The organism is Salinicoccus luteus DSM 17002 (assembly GCF_000712035.1).
GTDB classification, from domain to species: domain Bacteria; phylum Bacillota; class Bacilli; order Staphylococcales; family Salinicoccaceae; genus Salinicoccus; species Salinicoccus luteus.
The window spans coordinates 118786-140468 of record NZ_JONV01000007.1; the positions used below are offsets into that span (position 1 = coordinate 118786).

Below are 21683 nucleotides of genomic sequence, written 5' to 3' on the forward strand. Positions count from 1 at the left end.
ATACCATCATGGTATGACCGCCTTCTTCTATTCTTCCTGCTTGATGATATGCACTTTTCTGATCATCTGATCTTCCATCACAGTGACCTTGAACTTCAAACCGACTTCCTCCAGTGTATCCCCTTCAGTGGGGAAATCGTTGAATTCCTTCAGCAGGAAACCGGAAAGGGTATCCTCCTCTTCGGGAATATCGGTATCGAAAATGGAGTTCAGACGGTGCAGGGTGATTTTCCCGTCACAGACGATCTCTGTTTCAGTCAACGATTCAACCAGCGCATCATTTCTGAGATCAGTCTCATCTTCTATTTCAAAACCAAGCATGGATTCTATAATGTCTTCGTGTGTCAAAATGCCTTCCGTACCGCCGAACTCGTCGATGACGACTGCCAGATGACGTCTTTCCTTCGTCATCTTCCTCAATACATATTCGACCGGTTGGAACTCATGGACGGTCAATGGATCGGCATCGCAGAAATCCATCAGGGGCCTGTCCGGGTCTACAGACCATTGGAGCAGATACTTCGAGTGGAAGACCCCGATGATATCATCCATGTCTTCACCATATACCGGATAGCGTGTAAACATATTATTGATTACATGGTCACGGACCTCCTCATATCCTGCAGTGGAGGATATGGCTTCCATCTCCGTCCTGGGAGTGGTCAGCACATCCTTTACGTTCAGATTGCGGAAATCGAGCACACCTCTGATCCTGTAGGATTCATCCTTCGCAAGCATCCCTTCGGAATCGGCAATATCCACGATGGTGCGGAGTTCATCCTTCGATACGGTGCCCGCCCCTTCAAGCTCTCCTTTCGAGAGCACTCTTGCTATCGCATCTGTCAGCCAGTTCAGTACTACTGTAATCGGCTTGAAAATGACGACAAAGAAAGTAATGACAGGTGCCACCGTTTTCGCAATCGGTTCGGGGAATGTAGCCGCAATCGATTTTGGAATGACCTCTGCAAACACGATGATTGTGACTGTGAGCACAGCTGAGGCGATCGCCACACTGATGCCGTAGTCAAGCGCCATTGTGGTCACCAATGTCGGCAGCAGGATGTTCGCAATGTTGTTGCCGATGAGTATGGTCGTGATGAATACACTTGGCCTGGAGATCAATCGGAGCAGCCGTTTGGCGCTTGCATCCCCATTATTCGCCCTCGACTGCAGCCTCATCTTATTCACTGCCGTCAGTGCGGTTTCACTCCCTGAAAAGAACAGGGAGACGAAAAGTAATATAATGATCGCAATGATCATTCTTTATCCTCCTTAAGTATGGAACTCTGATTATTTCATGATGCCTACTGTAAATGACTTTCTTCCAGTTTACCACTTATCAGCATAAATGTTTAACCGTTATACAACATCCTCCACAAAAAAATAGCCCGCCCCTTTCAGGAGCAGGCAGCATTTCCCGGTTATTTCCTGACGTCGTATCCCTGATCTTCAATCGCTTCGACCATGGATGATTCCGTCACTTTCGATTCATCATATTCAACATTGACATTATTAGCCTCCAGATTGACATCTGCGGATTTGACACCCTCCAGCCCTGAAAGGGCACCTTCTACGGAACTCTTGCAATGTCCACATGTCATACCTTCAACTTCAATTGTCTTTTGAGCCATTCAAAATCTCCTCCTAATTGTTTATATCCATATATTATATCTTTACCCGCTTCAGCCTCAATGAATTCGTCACGACACTGACCGAACTGAACGCCATTGCCGCACCTGCAACCCATGGGGCCAGGAGGCCGAGTGCTGCAATCGGAATGCCCGCACTGTTGTAGGCAAACGCCCAGAACAGATTCTGTTTGATATTGCGGATGGTTTTATGGCTGAGCCGGATGGCCTTCGGTATCAGTGTCAGTTCTCCGCCGAGAATTGTAATGTCTGCCGCTTCGATGGCTACTTCCGTACCGGTGCCGATTGCGATGCCGATATCTGCAGTAGCCAAAGCAGGTGCATCATTGACGCCGTCCCCGACCATTGCCACCGTTTTGCCTTCCTGCTGCACACTTTTCACCTTATCGGCCTTTTCTTCCGGCAGCACTTCGGCAATGACATTATCGATGCCGACACTGCGGGCGATGGCCTGGGCGGTACGTGTATTGTCCCCGGTCAGCATGATGACTTCCAGCCCTTCATCCTTGAGTGACGCGATCGCTTCTGCAGCACTTTCCTTCACTGTGTCCATGACGGCAACGATACCTTTGATCTCGCCATCTACAGCGACGATCATCGCAGTCTTGCCATCGTACTCGTACTGTTCCATTTCACTGGATATGGTTTCTTCGTCCATATTGTTATCCGTCATCAGCTTGCGTGTACCGACGAGTACTTTCCTGCCTTCAATGACTGCTTCGATACCGTGACCCGGTATCGCTTCGAAATCATCGACTTCTCCAAGCTCAATGTCCTGCTCTGCAGCATAGGCAACAATGGCTTCCGCCAATGGATGCTCGGAGCCCCTTTCGGCAGTCGCAAGCAGCTTCAGTGTCTCGGCATCCCCGGTGAAGTCGGTCACTTCAGGCTTGCCTTTGGTGATTGTACCGGTCTTGTCCATAATCACTACGTCCAGGGAATGGGTCTTCTCAAGATGTTCCCCGCCTTTGAAGAGGATGCCGCTCTCGGCACCTTTCCCTGTACCTACCATGATGGACGTTGGCGTCGCGAGCCCAAGGGCACATGGACATGCGATGACCAGTACCGCTATGGAAGCGACAAGCGCCGGTTCGATATTGCCCGGCTGGACGAGGAAATACCATGCCAGGAAAGTGATGATGGCGATGCCGACTACAATAGGCACAAAGTAGCCGGAAATGATATCCGCCATACGCTGGATTGGCGCTTTCTGTCCCTGTGCTTCCTCTACGACTTTGATGATGGAGGCGAGTGCTGTATCCTTGCCGACACGTGTCGCCTCGAATTCTATCGTGCCATTGACATTCAGCGTAGAGCCGACCACAGCACTCTCTGCTTCTTTTTCAATCGGGATGGATTCGCCGGTGATCATGGATTCATCAATGGCCGTCCGTCCTTTGACGACAGTCCCATCGACCGGAATCTTTTCGCCCGGTTTGACGACGATGCGATCCCCGACGATGACATCTTCCACAGGTATCATCATCTCGTCCCCGTCCCTTACCACACGTGCCTGCTTGGCCTGCATATCGAGCAGCTTTGAGATCGCTGTTGTGGTTCTGGACTTCGCCCGGTGCTCAAGATACTTGCCGAAAAGGATCAGTGTGATGATCAGGGCACTCGTTTCAAAGTACAGATGCGGATGATGGCTCGAGTCAGCCATCCATCTGGTCATTTCATATACACTGTAGAAGTATGCCGCACTTGTTCCCATCGCAACCAGTACATCCATATTCGCACTGCCGTTGCGCAGGTTCTTGTAGGCACCGTCATAGAACTGCCACCCGATGATGAACTGTACCGGCGTGGCGAGCGCGAGCTGGAACCATGGGTTCATCAGGATTGCCGGCATCTGCATGCCGAACAGGTGGTCCAGCATCGTCACGAGGAGCGGAAGTGAGAGGAGAGCCGAAATGATCAGCTTGATCTTCAGGCGGTTCAACTGCTTGTCTTTTGCATTCACCCTGTCCTCGGCACTCTGCTTCGGTTTTGCCCCATAACCGAGTTTTTCGACACGTGCAATCAGATCCCGGTCCGTCAGCATGTTCGGATTGTACTCGATGACTGCATTTTCCGTCGTCAGGTTGACTGTTGCAGATTTGACACCTTCCTGCCTGTTCAGCACCTTCTCGATACGGCTCGAACATGCTGCACATGTCATGCCCGTGATATCGAACTCCGCCTTCTCCATCTCGACACCATAGCCCAGTTTCTCGATTTTCCCTGTGATGTCTTCAATATTTACACTACTGCTGTCATACTCGACCGTCGCCTTTTCGGTCGTCAGGTTGACCGAAGCATCGACGTCGTCCATTCTATTCAAAACCTTCTCTATCCGGCTCGAACATGCAGCGCATGTCATGCCCGTGATATTCAGGTTGACTTGCTTGTCATTGCCCATTCCATTTCCCTCCTATTTGGAGAACTGCTTGAGTACCGCCATCAGTTCTTCGATGGAATCTTCGCCTTCACCTTTGGTGATGGCGTCTGTAACACAATGCTTCATATGACGCTCCGTCACTGTATAGCCGACGTTCTTCAATGCCGACTGTATCGCACTGATCTGAACAAGGATATCCACACAATAGCGGTCTTCATCGACCATCTTCTGGATGCCCCGCACCTGGCCTTCAATCCGCTTCAGCCGGTTCATCACCTTGTCCTTCTCCTCATCCGTGCGCGGCACGACAGCATGTTCATGGAGATGCTCACCCATTATGATCACTTCCTTAGTTTTTTCCTTATGTACATGATACCCCCATAGGGTATATTTGTCAATAAAAAAATCCGGAACATACGTCCCGGTCATTTGAACCTGTAATTGTTTATTTTTATCTTGTCGTTCGGCACGGCCGGAATATCATTGAATTCAAAACTGAAATCCTGTTCCGGCACATCATATTCCAGTCTGTTGACGAGAAAATCAAGCGTCGCCCGCATCATGACGATGGTCACGAATTCACCGGCACAGCGATGGCCGAAATCATAATCCCCTCCGCCCTGAGGAATGAAATTGAATGGTGTCTGCTGCCAGCCCTCAAACCTTTCCGGCATGAATGTCTGCGGATGCACCCAATCCGCCGGGTGACGGTTTGTACCATAGAGATCGAGCAGTGTCAGAGTGCCTTCCTCGAAATGGTATCCTTGCCATTCAAAATCCACATCGGTTCTTGCAGCTGCAAACGGGAAGAACGGATAGTACCTGCGGACTTCCTGGATGAACCATTCAAGCCGCTCCTGACCGGCGCCTGTAAGCTTCTCCCTTTCCTCGGGGAACTCATGCATCGCAAGTCCGATCATCGCAACCCATACACTGACTGCAGTCATCGGTCTCAGAAGGTTGAGGATTTCCACCGCTACAATCCCTTTATCCAGCAGCTCACCCTTTTCATCCCTGTGCCAGCTGAATGTATAGAGCGCCTTGCCATGGTCTATTTCCAACCGCCCTTCCCTGACGTCCTCCACAAATCCTTCAATCCAGTCGTTCGCCTCAGAACGTGCCCGTCTGCCCTTCCAGTGCTGGAGGCCGAGCGCCGCTGGGGACTCGAACAGATCTGAAATCTGTGCAGCACGCTCTTCCGTCTCCGACGCTTCCAGCGGGACACCCGTCCATTTGGCTGCAACCTGGAGAAAGACGACTTTGGCCGCTTCATAGAGCGCCACCGTCTCAAGACTCCCCGCCTCTTCAAAATATTGCTGCCAATAATGGAGGACCAGCATTTCTATTTCTTCCATCGCTTCATTGTCCATCAAGGCCATCATCATGGCTTTCCTGTTTTTATGCGCCTCTCCATCAAGCCCCTGTACGCCCCCTTCCCCAAACAATGTCTTCTTGACACGGGAGGGCGCAGCGTCCCTTCTTCTGAAGCGTGTATCATCATAGAACAGCTCTGCTGCTTCACTGCCCGTCAGACAGATTGCCTTTTCACCCATGATCCGTGTCTCAAACACATCCGAATCCAGGGATTCACTTCTGTTCATAATGAATTCGTATCCTTCTTTCAGTACACTCAATGTCCGGTCAAAGCCCGCATCTTCGGGCATTTTCTGTGCCACACTACCCCTCCTCGACCATTTATTATTATTGTACTCTTCCCGTTAATATACCCTTTATGCATGTAAAATAAAGTAAAGGAGTAGACCCGATTCCAGGTCTACTTCTTTTTTCCATCCGGTCTGAATACGATGAAATTCGTGATGGCGAAAAATAATCCTGCAATGATGCCAATCAGCCAATTATCAAACATGGTGCCGAAAAGCACCAGGAACAGTATTCCAGACCCTACGGTTATCGCAATATGCATACATCCTCACCTTTCCCTTGAACTGGCGATGAAAGACCTGCTAAAGTGCACTGAATATGCCTCTGACAAGTCTGAAGATCAAACCGATAGAGCTCAGAAACATTTCAAAAAGAAAATCGTACCAGTACCCATTCCTATGAAGCGGCTCTTCGTGATGGCCCTTTTTCCGATCTTTCCTTCCTCCCACAGCGCATCTCCTCCATCTCACTCATTTTATTCTCCTATACCCGGAACCTGGCGTCTCTACTGATGCTTCTCAAGAAACTCAAGCATGGTCCTATAGACGTTGATTTCATTTTCCTTCTTCGAAAAGCCATGACCCTCATCATCCAAGACAAGATAGTCGATCTCCCTGCCGGCATTCCTCAACTCTTCTACAATCTGGTCCGATTCCTCTTTCACGACCCGGGGGTCCTTTGCACCCTGGATGACGAGCATCGGCCTGGACATTGTACTGAGATAGGTGATTGGCGAATCTTTTTCGAAGCGCTCCCTGTCCGTCTCAGGATCACCGACCCAGCGTGTCATGATGGGCTTCCAGTGCTCCGGTACGGAATTGTAGAAGGTGAATAGGTTGGAGACGCCGAATATATCGACGACCGCCCTGAAGTACTCAGGATGCCTCCCGTGAAGGAGCAGTGCCATGTAGCCGCCATAGCTGCCGCCGACAAGGAAGAGCTTCTCGGGGGACGAGATGCCATTATCGAACAGCCACTTGATGCCTTCCACGTTATCCAGCCGTGGGCCTTCGCCCCAATCCTGCTCGACGAGCTTCACGAATGAAGCACCATATCCCGTACTTCCCCTGAAGTTCGGACAGAATATGTTGTAGCCGCGGTTCAGGAGCATCTGGAACATGGCACGGTAGAACTTGCGCTCGGCCGCCTGCGGCCCGCCGTGCGGCCAGAAGATCGTATAGCCATTCCGATTCTCCTCCTTTGCCCGGAACAGCAGCGCTTCAATCTCCATATCGTCAAAGGACTTGTAGCGTACGGTTTCAGGTTCCACCATGTCTTTCGAAGTAACCCCAAGTACCCGGTTCTTTGTAAGGACGGTCCACTTCTCAAGCTGATACTTCCATATGTTGAACGGCTCGGTCGCACTCCCGGCAAGGGCATAGAGGCTGCCGCTTTTCGTCACGGCAAGCTGCCTGATGGCATCAAAAGGCGTCTTTATCTCATCGGAGATGTCATGGTTCAGATCATAGTAGTACAGCTTATCTGCCACACCCTTCTCCGTCGTGATATACAGCATGTTCGTATGCCGGTTGAACTGCAGGCCCGACACCGATTCCTCGCCGAAATCCATCACTTTCGAGAACTGCTTCTCCGACAGGTTGTATTTTGCCAGATAGTCGTATTCACTCTCATAGTTCGTGCTGAACCAGACTTCATCGTCCTTTATGAACGTCATGTCGCCCACCGTATGGATCACTTCCGGATCGGGTGTAATGTATTCGGTCCCGTCCTTCGTTCTGATGAATCCGAGGATGTACGTATTCGCACGCACCTGCATATGTGCACTGTTTTCTTCACCGGCCGAGACATCCGTCAAATATGTCGGTGCCTCCGCCCCTTCATGGATCAGGCGTTCATCGCCCGTTTCGATATCAAACACTTTCGCATTCAGGAAACTTGGATTGCCTTCAGAAGTCACATAATAGACCTTCTGCCCGTCCTGGGACAGTTTGGAGAAGAAATATTTTTCATCCGCTCCCCCTGTAATCAGAGGTTTGGGAATCCCTCCGTCCGGGCCGATGGCATAAATCTGGAAATTCTCATCCCCATCATGATCAAACCCTGAAAGTACAAAACGATTTTGCGGATCATATTTGATGAAGTTTGCATTCTGGTCCTTCTGTGCAAACAGGTATGGATACGTCTCGGGGGTATCCATCGCCCATATATTCACCTTTCCGTTGAGGTTCGTTGTGAACAGGATGCGCTTCTCGTCCGGGCTCACAGTAAAGTTGTTGATGTTGTAGGATGTGAAAAACTGTTCCACTGTCGGTTTCGGAAATTCAATCATTGGCCAGACCCCTTTTTGTATAATTAGTTTCTCCTCCATTGTAGATTAAAATCATTTTTGTGACAATTTTGATAAATTGTTTTGTTATCTGCATGAAAAAAGCAGCATGCCAAATGGCATGCTGCTTCTCCCATTACTTGATGTTGATGACGACATCGTCATTTGTAACTGAACCGAGTTCCCTGGCAGCGATTTCCGTACCGGCCGGTCCTGTAATGATGATTGGAGTAATATCGCTCTTCGCGTTCTCCCTGATGTAGTCGAGGTCGACTTCCATCAATACGTCACCTTTTTTGATTTTGTCTCCAGCTGCGACTTTGAGGTCGAAGCCTTCGCCCTTCAGGTTGACTGTGTCGAGTCCGAAGTGGACGAGGAGCTCGAGTCCGCCTGCGTTGGTCAGACCGAGTGCGTGTTTTGTCGGGAAGTCCGTAACGACTTCACCGTCGAATGGTGCGCGGACGATACCGCTTGTCGGCTTGATGGCCACACCATCGCCCATCATCTTCTCGCTGAAGACCTGGTCCGGCACTTCAGTGAGCTCGACCGCTTCCCCTTCGATCGGGGAATAGATGTCCTTGTTGGCATCATCCATCATCTGTGTGCCTTCCGCCTCTTCGACATCGTCTTCCGTCGATTCCGTCACTGTCGCTTCGGCCGGTGAAGTGATTTCTCCATCGATGATCCTCTGCATGTCGTTTCTGATCTGGTCGGATTTCGGCCCGAAGATGGCCTGCATGTTCTTGCCGACCTTCATGACACCGGAGGCCCCAAGCGCCTTCAGTTCCGCCTCATCGACGGCAGCAGTATCTTTAACTTCAACACGGAGACGTGTGATGCAGGCGTCGAGGTGTTTGATGTTCTCTTCCCCACCCATTGCTGTGAGCACGTTGAACGGCAGTTCCTGTGCTGTGGATGTGGTGGTTTCCGCATTCGCATCTTCACGACCCGGCGTCTTGAGGTTCATCGTCTGGATGAGCACCCTGAACACGACATAGTAGATGACTGCGTAGACGATCCCTACGACAAGCACCCACCACCATTCCGTACGGTTCTGAAGAATACCGAACAGGAAGAAGTCGATGAATCCGCCCGAGAATGTATAGCCGAGATTCACATCAAGCAGATAGAGAATCAGGAAGCTCAGTCCATCGAGCAGTGCGTGGATGACATAGAGCAGTGGTGCAACGAACAGGAATGAGAATTCCAGCGGCTCAGTGATACCTGTCAGGAAACTTGTCAGTGCTGCAGATATCATGATACCGGCAACATACTTTTTGCGTTCAGGACGTGCGGCATGGTACATCGCCAGAGCCGCTGCAGGCAGACCGAACATCATGACCGGGAATTCACCCTGCATGAAGTTTCCTGCAGTCAGTTCAACGCCGTCACGCAGCTGGGCGAAGAAGATGTTCAGGTCGCCACGTACAATTTCTCCGGCTGCATTCGTATACGTACCGAATTCAAACCAGAATGGTGCGTGGAATATATGGTGCAGCCCGAATGGAATGAGCAGCCGTTTGATCGTACCGAATGCAAATACGCCGATTGCCGTATTCTCCTCCATCAGCCAGAGTGAAACTTCATTCATTCCGCTTTGGATCGGCGGCCAGATGACGAACATCGCCAGCCCGATGATGAATGAGAATACTGCTGTCACAATCGGCACAAAGCGTTTCCCGGCGAAGAATCCAAGGAAGTCCGGCAGATTGATGTTGTAGTATCTGTTGTAGGCCCAGGCGGCGATGACACCGATGATAATACCACCGAATACACCTGTCTGGATTGTCGGGATGCCGAGCACGTTGGCATAGGCAGGGTTTTCCGCTGCCATTTCCGGTGTGACTCCGGCAATCTGTCCCATTGTAACGTTCATGATCATGTAGCCGACGAAGGCCGCGACGGCTGCAACACCGTCACCCCTCGCAAGTCCGACGGCGACACCGAGTGCAAACAGCAGCGCCAAGTTGTCGAAGACGACGCCACCGGCTGCCTGGAGCATATCTGATAGGGCAATGAGCCAGCCGGCTTCAAGGAATGAAAGCCAGTCGACCATCGCTTCAGTCTGCATGGCGGCACCGATACCGAGCATGAGGCCGGCAGCAGGCAGTATGGCAACCGGGAGCATCAATGCTTTACCGATGCGCTGCAGCTGTCCAAAAAGCTTTTTGAACATAAGTATTTCCTCCTAAGTATGAATATTATTGTTTCATGAAGAATCCACAGAAAAAAGGACATGAGAATACAGGTATAGTTAAATAAACCATTCCTATAAACTCATGCCCTTGCGGTAACACGTCTATTTAGAATAATGCTTGAAATGCTGTATGTGCATCGTAAGATAGACGACTTCCGAGTCGTACACCTTGCGCTGCAGTTTGTTCTGTATCATCTTCACAATTTTTACAGCTATATTATAGCACACGGGGTATTCCGTTTTCAACAGTGAATCGAAAGCATCCTGCGACGGCACACTCTCACCCTTCATCACCCGCTGAACACAGAAGCTGATATGCCGCACGAAGCGGTCATACTGTATTGAGGACTGGTCGATCGTAGTATCAAGCCCCTGCTCGATGATGACGATCGCCTGATGGACGACTTCAGACAATACATTCATATCCCGGAGCGAGCGGTTGTATATGGACGAATGCACATGGAGGGCGATGAAGCCAACCTCCGCCTCGGGCAGATGGATGCCGTATTTCCTGTTGAACATGTCGACCACCGCTTCGGCGATGCTGTACTCCTTCGGATAGAGTGCCTTCGTCTCATTGACGAACGGATTGCTGATCTCGATGCCCTCCTCCAGCCGCTTCATGGCAAACAGGAGATGGTCCGTCAGTGACAGGAGGATCCTGTTATTGATGTCTTCTGTCGTCATGTCATCAATCAGCTCGATGGCTTCGAGCGTCGACTGGAACAGCTTCTCATCCGCCATCGTCAGGAGGGTCTGGTATCTGCTCGTATCCTGCTGACCTTCAAGCTTATATACCTTGTCCGCCTCTTCAATTTCGAGCGTATCCCCCTGCTTCTTCCCGAAGCCGATTCCACGGCCGATCAGCACGACTTCTTCAAATTCATCTTTTCCGATCACAACATTATTGTTCAGTGCCTTTTCAATCATTACCAAGTGAATATCCCACTTTCATCATCTGCTGTATCAAATACTATAGCAGGGGGCCCCAGGACGCAAGAAGCACGGCCGGATAAAAGACCGGCCGTCTGAACTTTTATTTCTAATGTGCTTTTGTGGCAAAGTTGACCAGGGCCCGGATGCCCGTCTCCAGACTTTTTTCGGAGAACACGATCTCGGGGCTGTGGAGTGAATAGCTGCTCTTCTCCTCATCCTTCATCCTTGTACCGATGCGGAATGCGGCACCGACATAGTCCTGCATGTAGAATGCAAAGTCCTCCGAACCCATGGACGGCTCTTTGAGTTCATGGAATTTCACATCGTCACCACTGTTGATGAAATCGTCCACGAGTTCCGGATTATTGATGACCGGCGGGCAGTACCGGCTGAATTCGACATGGCATCCGGCCTCTGCCATCTTCATCAGCCCACTCGTATAGTTCTCGATCATATCCTGCGCCAGTTCAAGCGACTTCTCGGAGAAGCTCCGGATGGTTCCACCGAAATTGCATTCATCCGGGATGACATTGTTCTTCTCTCCGGCATGGATCTGGCCAACGGTGATGACGACGGGTGTCGACGGGTTGTTGAAGCGCGACGCTATCCCCTGCATGAACTGGATGATGTTTGTTGCAAGATATACCGGGTCGGCCGTCTTTTCCGGGTGGGCTGCGTGCCCCCCTTTCACTTTCAGCTTCACATCGAAGCCGATCGATCCTGCCATCATCTCTTCCTCCCTGTATCCGACGAGCCCCTCTTCAAGGTTCGGCCACGTATGATACATGATCATTTTGTCGATCGGCACCTCGAGGCGCTTCAGTTCCTCTTTGATGTATTCAGCACCACCAAGTGTCTCTTCGGCAGGCTGGAAGATGAATACGAGGTTATATTTGAGGTCGTCATAGAGGTCGTCTATGACTTTTGCGAAGCCATAGACGATGCTTGTGTGGATATCGTGTCCGCATGCATGCATGACCCCTTCATTTTCAGACTTGAAATCGAGGTCTGTCTGCTCGGTGATCGGCAAAGCATCCATATCCGCACGTACACCGATATATTCGTAGCTCGGATCCTTCTCGAGCATGCCGATCAGCCCGGTCTTCTCCGAAAGCTCATAAAATTCAATGCGCGTATCCTCCAGTCCATTCGCCACGAGCTTCGTCGTCTCGTACTCTTCAAAACTCAGTTCCGGCGCCTGATGAAGCCGTCTCCTGAAATTTGTGACATGCTTCAGATGCTTGTCGATTGCTTCGTCTTTTGCAGTTGTTTGCGTGTCGGTTGCTTCGTCTTTCGCAGTCATTGAAAATCCACCTTCTTCATTTATTTTTTCGTTCTTATTAATAAGGGTTTCATATAATGTTTAGCCGATTCGGATATGCTTAAACGCACCTGTGAAATTTTATATCAGGAGGCACGCTTCCAAACATTTGTAATATGGGTAAAAAAAGAGGTATACTGTTTCTCAAGGAGTGATGATATGGATTATTCGATCTGTCCTAAATTTGAAAATGCCATGGGTGTTCTCGGTCAGAGATGGACAGGACTCATCATCCATCAGCTAATGGATGGACCCAAACGTTTCTGCAACCTTGAATCGTCCATGGGCGTCAGTGGCCGCGTCCTTTCGGAGCGCTTGAAGACGCTCGAAAAGGAAGGCATCGTCAAGCGTGAAGTCTACCCGGAAACCCCGGTCAGAATAGAGTATATGCTTACCGACAAAGGCAGGGCAATGGAGCCCTTCATGAAGGAGCTCCAGAAGTGGGCAGAGGAATGGTTTGAAGTTCCGCAGAATGTCTGAAACCTGGTGTGCCTGCAACAAAAACAGCGTGTGTCCGATTGGACACACGCTGTTTTTTATGGCCACAGGCCGAAAACATTCCAGAATGTGAAGGCGACAAGGATCGTGGCAAGGGCACTGATGATGGTGATGACGATGCCCGGCTTCACAAGGTCCTTCTGCCTGATGCGCCCCTCATTGTAGATGATGACATTCGGCATCGACTGGATGGCCAGGATGAAGCCGAACAGCAGGGTGATGGATGTGACGAAGGTCATCATGACTGGATTGAGGCCCACTTCGACTGAAATCGTAATGATGATCGGCACGAGTGTGACGACGGCAGTCGAGATATTGGTGACGACCATGTGGTAGAGCTGGGAGATGATGATCACCGTCACCATCGCAATCCAGGGGTTCGAGAACAGCTGGACCAGGGTATCCGTCAGCAGGGCGTCCGTCAGGACATCCAGTGCACCGGATTCGGTCAGGGCATACCCGAGTGACAGAGATGCGCCGATCAGCAGGATGAGGTCAAAATTGATGTTGACGACCTCCTTCCATTTTACGAAGCCGATCTTCGGCAGTGTAATCAGGACGACCGCGAGCATCGCCGGGATGACCGGGTGGAAGCCATGCACGGATTCGAGCATCCACAGCACCACAGTGAGGATGAGCACGGCGATGCATTTCCATTCGGCCACGGACAGTTTCCCGAACGCCCTGTAGGCGGTTTCCATCTCCTTATGTAACGACTCCGTATCGACCTCTTCCGGTGGGTAGAACCATAGCAGGACGAACGGGATGACGATTGTCAGTATGACCCACAGCGGCAGGGCGTAGAGGAACCATTGGAGGTAGGTGATGCTGTACTCCGTATAGGCGTTCAGCAGCTCGACGGCAAGTATATTGCTGACGGCACCGGTCAATACACCGACGGCACTGAGGTTGGTGGCGAAAGCGATGCCGACCATGATCAGCCTGCTGTAGTTCGACGACTCCCCCGCCCCGATGCTGTCCACCACCCGTGTTGCCAACGGCAGCAGGAGCGTGGCCCGTACACTATTGGTCGGGATGAAGAATGCAAGGAGCTGGATCAGCACGAATATCCCGATGAAAAGCCTCTTGAGCGAGGTTCCGAGCCTATAGACGAGCCCGTATGAAATCCTTGGAATCAGCGTCGTCTGACCGACTCCCTGGACAAGCATGACTCCTGCGACCACGAGGAAGACGGCCGGTGAGGAGAACCCGGAGAGCATGACATCGATGCTTACTGTCTGCAGTATGACGAGCAGGACCATGATGACCATCGACGTCATGCCGAAAGGGATCGGCTCGAAAGCCCACAGGATGAGTCCGAGCAGCAGAATCGACAGGGCGCTGCCTGCCGTCCAGCTGACTTCCGGAGTGATGGCGGCATATGCCAGTGAAATGAGGAATACGGCGGCCGCCAGCGACAATATGATGTTTTGGCGGGTGATGACGAATTCCGTCAAAAATTTATGACCGTTTTTCACGTGATCATCTCTTTTTCGTGAGTGTAGTTTTTAATGGATCATGCGCTTTTGCCTTCATGCCTGCCGTATACCATGTAGTACACGACGGCCCCTGCTGCGACAAGCAGGACCATCGAACTGTACAGTCCGCTGTAGCCGAGGGTCGGCACCAGTGTGCCGAGAATGTATGAGCCCACACCGAGGCCGAAATCGAGGGCGATGAAATAGGTGGAGGTTGCAAGACCGACATTCTTTGCATCCGCCACCTTGATGCAGAGCGCCTGGGTGATCGATTGGAAGTTTCCGTACCCGAAGCCGAGCAGTACGCCAGAAAGCAGCAGCATGAAGCCGGAAGTCGTCTGTCCGAGCACCAGGTACCCGATGCCCAGTACGGCAAAAGCCGGGTAGATGACGATATTCGCCCCCTTCTGGTCCATGAGGCGTCCCGTTATGGGCCGCGTAATCAGTATGACGATGGCATAGACGAGGAAGAAGTAGCTCGAAGCGGCGAAGATGTTCTGTTCTTCTGCAAACAGGGCGATGAACGAGAGCACCGTCGAATATGTCATGCAGATGATCAGCACCACAATGCCGATCGGCATGGCGTTCCTGTCGATCCATTCAAATTTCGGCTTCGGTTCTTTTGTCAGGTCGATTGTAGTGTTGTCGGTCCTGATGAAGATCGTGAACACACTTGCGATCAGGACGAGCGTGAATACGATCAGAAACAGCATCTGATAGTCGATGTGCTGAAGGAGGAAGAAGGCCATGAAGGGCCCGAGGGCCGTCGCCATGACGAAGCTCAGACTGAAGTAACTGATCCCTTCCCCCCTGCGCGACCTCGGCAGGGCAAGTGCTGCAATCGTCCCCACCGCTGTCGTTGCAACTCCGTTGGCCAGCCCGTTGAAGAAGCGGACGATCAGCAGCAGTTGAAGATTGTCTGCGACAAAATACAGTCCATAGGTGACGATGAACATGGCGGTACCGATATACATGATCTTTTTGGCGCCCATCAGGCTCAGCTGATGTCCGGTCAGCACCCTGCCGATCAGCGATCCGACGATGAAGATGCCGGCAACCAGTCCGGCCGTACTGGTCGATACTCCGAACTCATCCACTGCGTAGCCACTGATTGTGACCATCAGCAGGAACATCGCAAGCATGATGAAGAAGTTGAATATGAATACAATGATAAAATCCTTCGTCCAGAGACGTTCTCTATCCATTTGACCATTCCTTAATATGTAAGACTCTTTGAATATGACTAGTCATATCATACCATAATTGCCCTGCAGACCAGAAAAAAATACCGGCTCCATGAGCCGGTATTCCACTTATGAGTATATTTTGTTCTGCACTGCAAACTTATGTGCCTGACGGGCAACCTCGCGTCCTTCCTTGATCGCCCAGACGACGAGGCTCTGCCCACGCCTTGCATCTCCGGCAGCGAAGACCTTCCTTTTGTTCGTCTTGTAGTCATTGTCGTCAGCTGCGATCTTGTTGTTCGTCATCTGCAGCTGGAACGCTTTCGGCAATTCGCTCTCCACGCCTTCAAAACCGATGGAGAGGAGTACAAGGTCCGCCTTGAAATAGCGTTCCTGGTCTTCCATTGTGATGTCATTCAAAGGCTGCTGGCTGAGCACCTGCGTATTGATCCCCTTCAGGTCGCCGATGAGATCGACATCATATGCCATCGTCTGCACGCCGTAGGCGCGCGGCTCCTGGCCGAATGCCCCCTCGTATTCAGCATGGGCATAGTCGAGTTTGAACACCTGCTTCTGAAGCGGCCAGAATGGATTGCCATCCACCTTGTCCGGCAGACGGTCATATTTGTTCAGCTGGAAGACGGATTTGCATCCTTCCCTCAGCGACATCGCTACACAGTCGGCTCCGGTGTCCCCGCCGCCGATGACGATGACATGCTTGTCCTTTGCGGTGATGCTTGGTTCTTCGATTTCGCCGAACTGGTACTGCGTCTGTTCAGTCAGATAGTCCATTGCGAACTGTATATCCTTGCTCTGTCTGCCTTCAAGCTTCAAGTCCCTCTGCTTGCGTGCACCAGTCGCCACAATGATGGCATCGTACTTTTCATCGAGTTCGTCATATGTCACATCTTCGCCGACGTTGACATCACAGATGAACTGGATGCCTGCGGCCTCCATCAGTTCCACCCTGCGTTCCACTACAGCCTTATCAAGCTTCATGTTTGGTATGCCGTATCTGAGCAGACCACCGGGCTTGATGTCCCTTTCATACACATCGACATTATGTCCCCATGAATTCAGTTCGTCTGCAGCAGTCAGGCCGGCAGGTCCGCTTCCGATGATGGCTATGCGTGTATCCAGTCTGTGGTTCGGCATTCTTGGCTCGACCCATCCCTGCTCAAAGGCTTCATCGATGATTGTGCGTTCAATGCCTTTGATTGCGACCGGATCGTTGTTGATCGAAAGCACACATGAAGATTCACACGGCGCCGGACATACATTTCCGGTGAACTCCGGGAAATTGTTTGTTTCGGAAAGGCGTCTGTAGGCCTCCTTGAACTGCCCTTTATAGACAAGATCATTCCATTCGGGAATGTAGTTGCCGATCGGGCAGCCGACGGTCTCCTTCCCTACACCGACACCTGTCTGGCAGAATGGCGTGCCGCATTCCATACAGCGCGCCCCCTGCTCTTGTGCATCTTCATTACAGAAGCGATGCTGGAACGCCTCATAATTCGAAACTCTTGCTTTCAGATCTTCTTCCGACTGAGACTTTCTCTGATGTTTCATAAACCCTTTGAACTCACCCATCTCACATCGCTCCTTCCTAGAATATATTCATCTTCTCAAGTTCTTTTTCTTCAACTATCAATTCGCCATTGAACGCCTTCAGTTCTGCATCCTTCAGGGAGTAGCTGTTCTCGAGGCCATACCTGATCCTCTGCTGCATCCTCCTGTATTCGACAGGGATGACCTTGATGACTTCAATTTCACCGGATTCGATTTTTCCAATCGCCTCCTGGGCCCTCTGGCTGTTCGTGAAGTACTGGTGTCCGTAGAGCAGATGCTTCACCTTCTCCATTTCTTCATGGTCCTCCACCAGGCCGACTTCGATCATTTCATGGTTCATGTTGACCTGATTTTCGATGACCGACTTCCCATTTATGATATAGGCAATACCCCCGCTCATGCCCGCAGCGAAATTCTTCCCAATATCCCCGATGATGACTACACGGCCGCCTGTCATATACTCCAGCCCGTGGTCTCCAATACCTTCTACGACCACTTCTGCCCCACTGTTCCTGACGCCGAAACGCTCTCCGGCGACACCGTTGATGAACACCTGGCCCTTGATGGCGCCATACAGGCAGACATTGCCGACGATGATGTCACGGCTTCTTTCCTTGACCGGTGCCTGGACGATGACACGCCCACCGGATATGCCTTTGCCGACATAGTCGTTCAAGTCGCCCACATGGTGCATCGTCAGCCCTTGTGGAATGAAGGCGCCATAGCTCTGTCCGCCATGACCGAATGTATTGACCTTGTATGTGTCATGGTCGAGTGCCTCCATGCCCTGGACGTTCGTGATCAGGCTGCCGAGTTGTGTACCGATGTTCCTGTGTCTGTTTTTGACATGATAGGCCGCTTCATGCGGTGCCCCTGCCTCCACTTTTTCCTTGAAATCAGGAAGAAGGTTGAGATCATCAAGAGACCATTCGAATGGATGCTTCTGCACGTCGACTTTCCTTCTGTCTCCATCGATAGGTGTCAGTATTGGCGTAAGGTCGAGCTCACCAAGATGATGGTTCGCCGTCTTCTCCTTGTCCACTTCCAGGTGCTCCACGGCACCGACGAGATCATCCATAGACTTCAAGCCGAGTTCCGCCAGTATTTCACGGATGTCTTCAGCAATGAAGTGCATGAAGTTGACGACATGTTCCGCCTTTCCGGTATATAGTTTGCGCAGGTCGCCATTCTGTGTGGCGATGCCGACCGGACACGTATCCTTATGGCACACACGCATCATGACACAGCCGAGTACGACAAGCGGTGCTGTCGCAAACGCGAACTCCTCGGCACCAAGTGCACATGCGATCGCAACGTCCCTGCCCGTCATGAGCTTGCCATCCGTCTCCAATGTCACTCTGGACCTCAGGCCATTGAGCTGCAGCGTCTGATGCGCTTCCGTCAGTCCGAGTTCCCAAGGCAGACCGGCGTGCTGGATGCTTGTCAGCGGAGAGGCGCCAGTACCGCCATCGAACCCGCTGATGACAATTTTATCTGCATAGGCTTTCGCAACACCCGCAGCAATCGTCCCGACACCATTTTTGGCAACCAGCTTTACGGAAATGTCCGCTTCCTTGTTGGCATTCTTAAGGTCATGTATCAGCTGTGCCAGGTCCTCGATGGAATAGATGTCGTGGTGCGGCGGTGGTGAGATGAGTCCGACGCCCGGTGTGGAGTTCCTGATTTCAGCCACCCAAGGATAGACCTTCTGCCCCGGCAGCTGTCCACCTTCACCCGGCTTCGCCCCCTGGGCCACCTTGATCTGGATCTCCTTCGCACTGTTCAGGTATTCGCTGTTCACACCGAATCGTCCGGAGGCCACCTGCTTGATGGCACTGTTCAGGTTCCTGCCGTCCGCTTTCGACTCAAACCGTTCCGGATTCTCTCCGCCCTCGCCACTGTTGCTGCGTCCACCGATCTGGTTCATCGCTTCGGCAAGCGTCTCGTGGGCTTCCTGCGACAGGGAACCGAAACTCATTGCGCCCGTCTTGAAGCGCTTGACGATTTCCTCCTTCGGTTCCACCTGGTCGATTGGAATCGGCCGGCGGGACTTGAACTTCAGCAGATGACGGATGCTGGAATGATGGCTGTCATGCATGTTTTGCCTGTATTCCTCATATGCCTGCTTGTCATTCGTCCGGCAGGCCGCCTGAAGCAGACGGATGGAATTCGGGTTGATGACATGATCCTCTCCCTGCTGGCGCCACTGGAACCTGCTTCCGGACTCCAGATACTCGAGTCTCCTGTCCTGCATCTTTTTATTTCTGAAATCGATATCCTCGATGGAGAGTCCACCGATTTTCGATACGGCACCGCCAAAGTACTGGTCCATGACAGATTTTCCGATACCTACGGCTTCGAATACCTGGGCACCGTGATAGCTCTGCACCGTAGAGATGCCCATCTTCGCCATGACTTTGATGAGCCCCTCGGTCAATGCCTTGTTGTAGGCGCCGACCACCGTCTCATCCCCTTCCGATACGGAGACGAGCGTCTCCTGTGCAATATGCGGATAGACTGCATTGGCACCGAAGCCGATCAGTGTCGCCACATGATGCACTTCGCGCACTTCCGCCGTCTTCACGACGATGCTTGTGAGCGTACGGCGTTCGTGGTCGATCAGTGCCTGATGAACCGCACTTGTCGCAAGGAGCGAAGGAATGGCATATCGCCCCTCCTCCTCAAGGATGCGTGCATCCGTCAGTACGAGCACGCCATGTTTTTCAGCCAGTTCTGCAGCCTGTGACTGGATATGGGACAATGCATCCTTCAATGCACCTGTATATGTGATGTCGATTTCAGCAACCCCGAGCCGCTTCACATCTTCACGCGCAAGCACCCGCCCGTCGATGACAGGCAGTTCGAGCTGTACACGGTCGACCGCCTTGACTCCAGGGTCGAGCAGATGCCCTTCCCTGCCGAGGTATGTGATCTCACTCGTGACGATCTTCTCGCGATAGGAATCAAGCGGCGGATTGGTGACCTGTGCAAAGTGCTGTTTGAAATAGTCGAACAGCAGCTTCGAATGGCTCGACAGGAAGGCGAGCGGCTGGTCGAAGCCCATCGCCCCGATCGGATCCTTCACCTGCGAAGTCAAAGGCTTCATGTACTTCTCTATATCTTCCTTCGTATATCCGAAGCGTACCAGTACATTGTGCAGTGTATCCTTGTCCAACGAACTGCGTTTGAATGGCGCCGGTTCCACATTTTCGCTGCGCTTCTGGTTCATCCATTCACTGTATGGCTTCGATGTTGCGATGCCGTGCTTCAGCTCATCGTTTTCGATGATCTTCGACTGGTCGAAATCGACAAGCAGCAGCTTGCCCGGACTGAGCTGCCCTTTATAGAGGATTTCGGACTCCTCGATGTCCACGACACCCACTTCCGAGGAGTAGATGATTTCATTGCTTTTCGTTACATAGTATCGTCCCGGACGCAGACCGTTGCGGTCTGTCAGCGCACCGAGCTTATGATTGTCACAGAAGCTGATCATCGTCGGCCCATCCCACGGCTCCATGAGATAGCTGTAGAATTCATAAAAGTCCTTGATGACCGGATTATCGTAGTCCTGATACTTCCATGGTTCAGGAATCATGATCATCGCCGCCTGTTCAGGCGGCATGGAGAGGCTCAGGAACTCCATGACATTATCGACGATGGCGGAGTCACTGCCCGATTCGTCAATGATCGCTTCGACCCTTCTGCCCCTCTCACCGAACGTATCCACCAGCCACTGCTTCGTACGCGCCTTCATCCAGTTCGAGTTGCCTTTGATGGTGTTGATCTCACCGTTATGCATCAGAAGACGGTTTGGATGGGCCCTTGCCCAGCTTGGGAATGTATTCGTACTGAAACGGGAGTGGACGGAACCGAACTTCGATACGTAGCGCGGGTCACTGAGGTCCACATAGAACTGCCTGATCTGATCCGAACGCAGCCAGCCCTTATAGACGATCGTCTCATTGGAGAAGGAAGCGACATAATGTTCGACATCAGCCGCTTCAAGCGCCTGCTCGATCATTTTCCTCATGAAGTAGAGGTCGAGGGCGTCACTGCAGTCCGTAATCACCTGCATGAACTGCGGGAGTGTTTCACGGACGTTATCCGCCAGGGCACCTTCGTCGACCGGAAGTTCCCTGAAGGAAATCACATGCTGCCCCTCCGCTTCCACCGTCTTCTCTACAATTTCCCTGAAAGTTTCAAGAGATGCCTGACTGTCGATCAGGTACATCCCGACAGAGTATTGACCGAATTCCGGCAGCGCCTCCACTTCCTCTTCCAGGAGCGCATGCGGAATTTCAGTCATGATACCAGCGCCATCACCAGTGATGCCGTCAGCGCCGACACCTCCCCGATGATCTAACCTCTCTAACATTTCAAGAGATTTGATGACAATTCCATGGGAGCGCACATTATCCATGTTGGCATAGAATCCAATACCACATGCATCATGCTCGTTCATGAAATGATATAAACCTTCTTGTTTAATTGGCTGATACAAACTCATATCAGGTCACCTCTT

15 protein-coding genes are annotated in these 21683 nt (G+C 51.6%); 1 reads left to right on the forward strand and 14 read right to left on the reverse strand.

Annotated elements, in window-relative coordinates:
• Positions 1 to 27 precede the first annotated feature (27 nt).
• The 10 genes from BO53_RS0103310 to BO53_RS0103360 form a co-directional block, all read right to left on the reverse strand.
• The gene (locus tag BO53_RS0103310; protein ID WP_031545409.1) at positions 28 to 1260 is read right to left on the reverse strand and encodes a hemolysin family protein; all 1233 of its coding nucleotides are present in this window, start codon (positions 1258 to 1260) and stop codon (positions 28 to 30) included.
• A gap of 161 nt (positions 1261 to 1421) precedes the next feature.
• Positions 1422 to 1631, reverse strand: a complete 210-nt coding sequence (copZ, locus tag BO53_RS0103315; protein ID WP_031545411.1) for a copper chaperone CopZ — start codon at positions 1629 to 1631, stop codon at positions 1422 to 1424.
• A 34-nt stretch (positions 1632 to 1665) separates the two neighbouring features.
• Positions 1666 to 4050, reverse strand: a complete 2385-nt coding sequence (locus BO53_RS0103320) for a heavy metal translocating P-type ATPase (protein ID WP_031545413.1) — start codon at positions 4048 to 4050, stop codon at positions 1666 to 1668.
• A 12-nt stretch (positions 4051 to 4062) separates the two neighbouring features.
• Complete coding sequence (locus tag BO53_RS0103325) at positions 4063 to 4365, reverse strand: metal-sensing transcriptional repressor (RefSeq protein WP_031545415.1); 303 nt, start codon at positions 4363 to 4365, stop codon at positions 4063 to 4065.
• A gap of 89 nt (positions 4366 to 4454) precedes the next feature.
• On the reverse strand, positions 4455 to 5705 hold the full coding sequence (locus tag BO53_RS0103330; protein WP_245608181.1) for a cytochrome P450: 1251 nt from the start codon (positions 5703 to 5705) through the stop codon (positions 4455 to 4457).
• Positions 5706 to 5803: 98 nt separating this feature from the next.
• Positions 5804 to 5953 carry a hypothetical protein gene (locus BO53_RS13840; RefSeq protein ID WP_156956082.1) on the reverse strand — a complete coding sequence of 50 codons (150 nt, stop codon included), beginning with the start codon at positions 5951 to 5953 and terminating at the stop codon, positions 5804 to 5806.
• Positions 5954 to 6196: 243 nt separating this feature from the next.
• Positions 6197 to 7981, reverse strand: coding sequence for a S9 family peptidase (locus BO53_RS0103345; protein WP_031545420.1), 1785 nt, complete (start codon positions 7979 to 7981; stop codon positions 6197 to 6199).
• A gap of 133 nt (positions 7982 to 8114) precedes the next feature.
• Positions 8115 to 10154 (reverse strand): glucose-specific PTS transporter subunit IIBC, encoded by a 2040-nt coding sequence (gene ptsG, locus BO53_RS0103350; protein ID WP_031545423.1) that lies wholly within the window; start codon positions 10152 to 10154, stop codon positions 8115 to 8117.
• Positions 10155 to 10277: 123 nt separating this feature from the next.
• Positions 10278 to 11105, reverse strand: a complete 828-nt coding sequence (glcT, locus tag BO53_RS0103355) for a glucose PTS transporter transcription antiterminator GlcT (RefSeq protein ID WP_031545425.1) — start codon at positions 11103 to 11105, stop codon at positions 10278 to 10280.
• Between the two features lie 112 nt (positions 11106 to 11217).
• Positions 11218 to 12414, reverse strand: coding sequence for a M20 metallopeptidase family protein (locus BO53_RS0103360; protein ID WP_051682989.1), 1197 nt, complete (start codon positions 12412 to 12414; stop codon positions 11218 to 11220).
• Positions 12415 to 12591: 177 nt separating this feature from the next.
• On the opposite strand from BO53_RS0103360, the gene BO53_RS0103365 reads away from it, so the two are divergent.
• Entirely contained in the window at positions 12592 to 12912 is a 321-nt protein-coding gene (locus BO53_RS0103365; RefSeq protein WP_031545429.1) for a winged helix-turn-helix transcriptional regulator, read from the forward strand.
• Positions 12913 to 12968: 56 nt separating this feature from the next.
• Here the strand turns inward: BO53_RS0103365 and BO53_RS0103370 are convergent, their stop codons facing one another.
• From BO53_RS0103370 to gltB, 4 genes are all read right to left on the reverse strand, one after another.
• Positions 12969 to 14408: an SLC13 family permease gene (locus tag BO53_RS0103370; protein WP_051682990.1), complete on the reverse strand. Its 1440-nt coding sequence runs from the start codon at positions 14406 to 14408 to the stop codon at positions 12969 to 12971.
• 38 nt (positions 14409 to 14446) lie between these two features.
• Positions 14447 to 15613: an MFS transporter gene (locus tag BO53_RS0103375; protein ID WP_031545433.1), complete on the reverse strand. Its 1167-nt coding sequence runs from the start codon at positions 15611 to 15613 to the stop codon at positions 14447 to 14449.
• A gap of 108 nt (positions 15614 to 15721) precedes the next feature.
• Complete coding sequence (locus BO53_RS0103380; protein ID WP_031545435.1) at positions 15722 to 17182, reverse strand: glutamate synthase subunit beta; 1461 nt, start codon at positions 17180 to 17182, stop codon at positions 15722 to 15724.
• A gap of 16 nt (positions 17183 to 17198) precedes the next feature.
• The gene (gene gltB, locus BO53_RS0103385) at positions 17199 to 21668 is read right to left on the reverse strand and encodes a glutamate synthase large subunit (RefSeq protein WP_031545437.1); all 4470 of its coding nucleotides are present in this window, start codon (positions 21666 to 21668) and stop codon (positions 17199 to 17201) included.
• Between the last annotated feature and the right edge of the window lie 15 nt (positions 21669 to 21683).

Bases quoted from the DNA above. Each gene is read 5' to 3' on its own strand.
- BO53_RS0103310 (WP_031545409.1), bottom strand. From the start codon at position 1,260: ATGATCATTGCGATCATTATATTACTTTTCGTCTCCCTGTTCTTTTCA.
- copZ (WP_031545411.1), bottom strand. From the start codon at position 1,631: ATGGCTCAAAAGACAATTGAAGTTGAAGGTATGACATGTGGACATTGC.
- BO53_RS0103320 (WP_031545413.1), bottom strand. From the start codon at position 4,050: ATGGGCAATGACAAGCAAGTCAACCTGAATATCACGGGCATGACATGC.
- BO53_RS0103325 (WP_031545415.1), bottom strand. From the start codon at position 4,365: ATGGGTGAGCATCTCCATGAACATGCTGTCGTGCCGCGCACGGATGAG.
- BO53_RS13840 (WP_156956082.1), bottom strand. From the start codon at position 5,953: ATGCATATTGCGATAACCGTAGGGTCTGGAATACTGTTCCTGGTGCTT.
- BO53_RS0103345 (WP_031545420.1), bottom strand. From the start codon at position 7,981: ATGATTGAATTTCCGAAACCGACAGTGGAACAGTTTTTCACATCCTAC.
- ptsG (WP_031545423.1), bottom strand. From the start codon at position 10,154: ATGTTCAAAAAGCTTTTTGGACAGCTGCAGCGCATCGGTAAAGCATTG.
- glcT (WP_031545425.1), bottom strand. From the start codon at position 11,105: ATGATTGAAAAGGCACTGAACAATAATGTTGTGATCGGAAAAGATGAA.
- BO53_RS0103360 (WP_051682989.1), bottom strand. From the start codon at position 12,414: ATGACTGCGAAAGACGAAGCAACCGACACGCAAACAACTGCAAAAGAC.
- BO53_RS0103365 (WP_031545429.1), top strand. From the start codon at position 12,592: ATGGATTATTCGATCTGTCCTAAATTTGAAAATGCCATGGGTGTTCTC.
- BO53_RS0103375 (WP_031545433.1), bottom strand. From the start codon at position 15,613: ATGGATAGAGAACGTCTCTGGACGAAGGATTTTATCATTGTATTCATA.
- BO53_RS0103380 (WP_031545435.1), bottom strand. From the start codon at position 17,182: ATGGGTGAGTTCAAAGGGTTTATGAAACATCAGAGAAAGTCTCAGTCG.
- gltB (WP_031545437.1), bottom strand. From the start codon at position 21,668: ATGAGTTTGTATCAGCCAATTAAACAAGAAGGTTTATATCATTTCATG.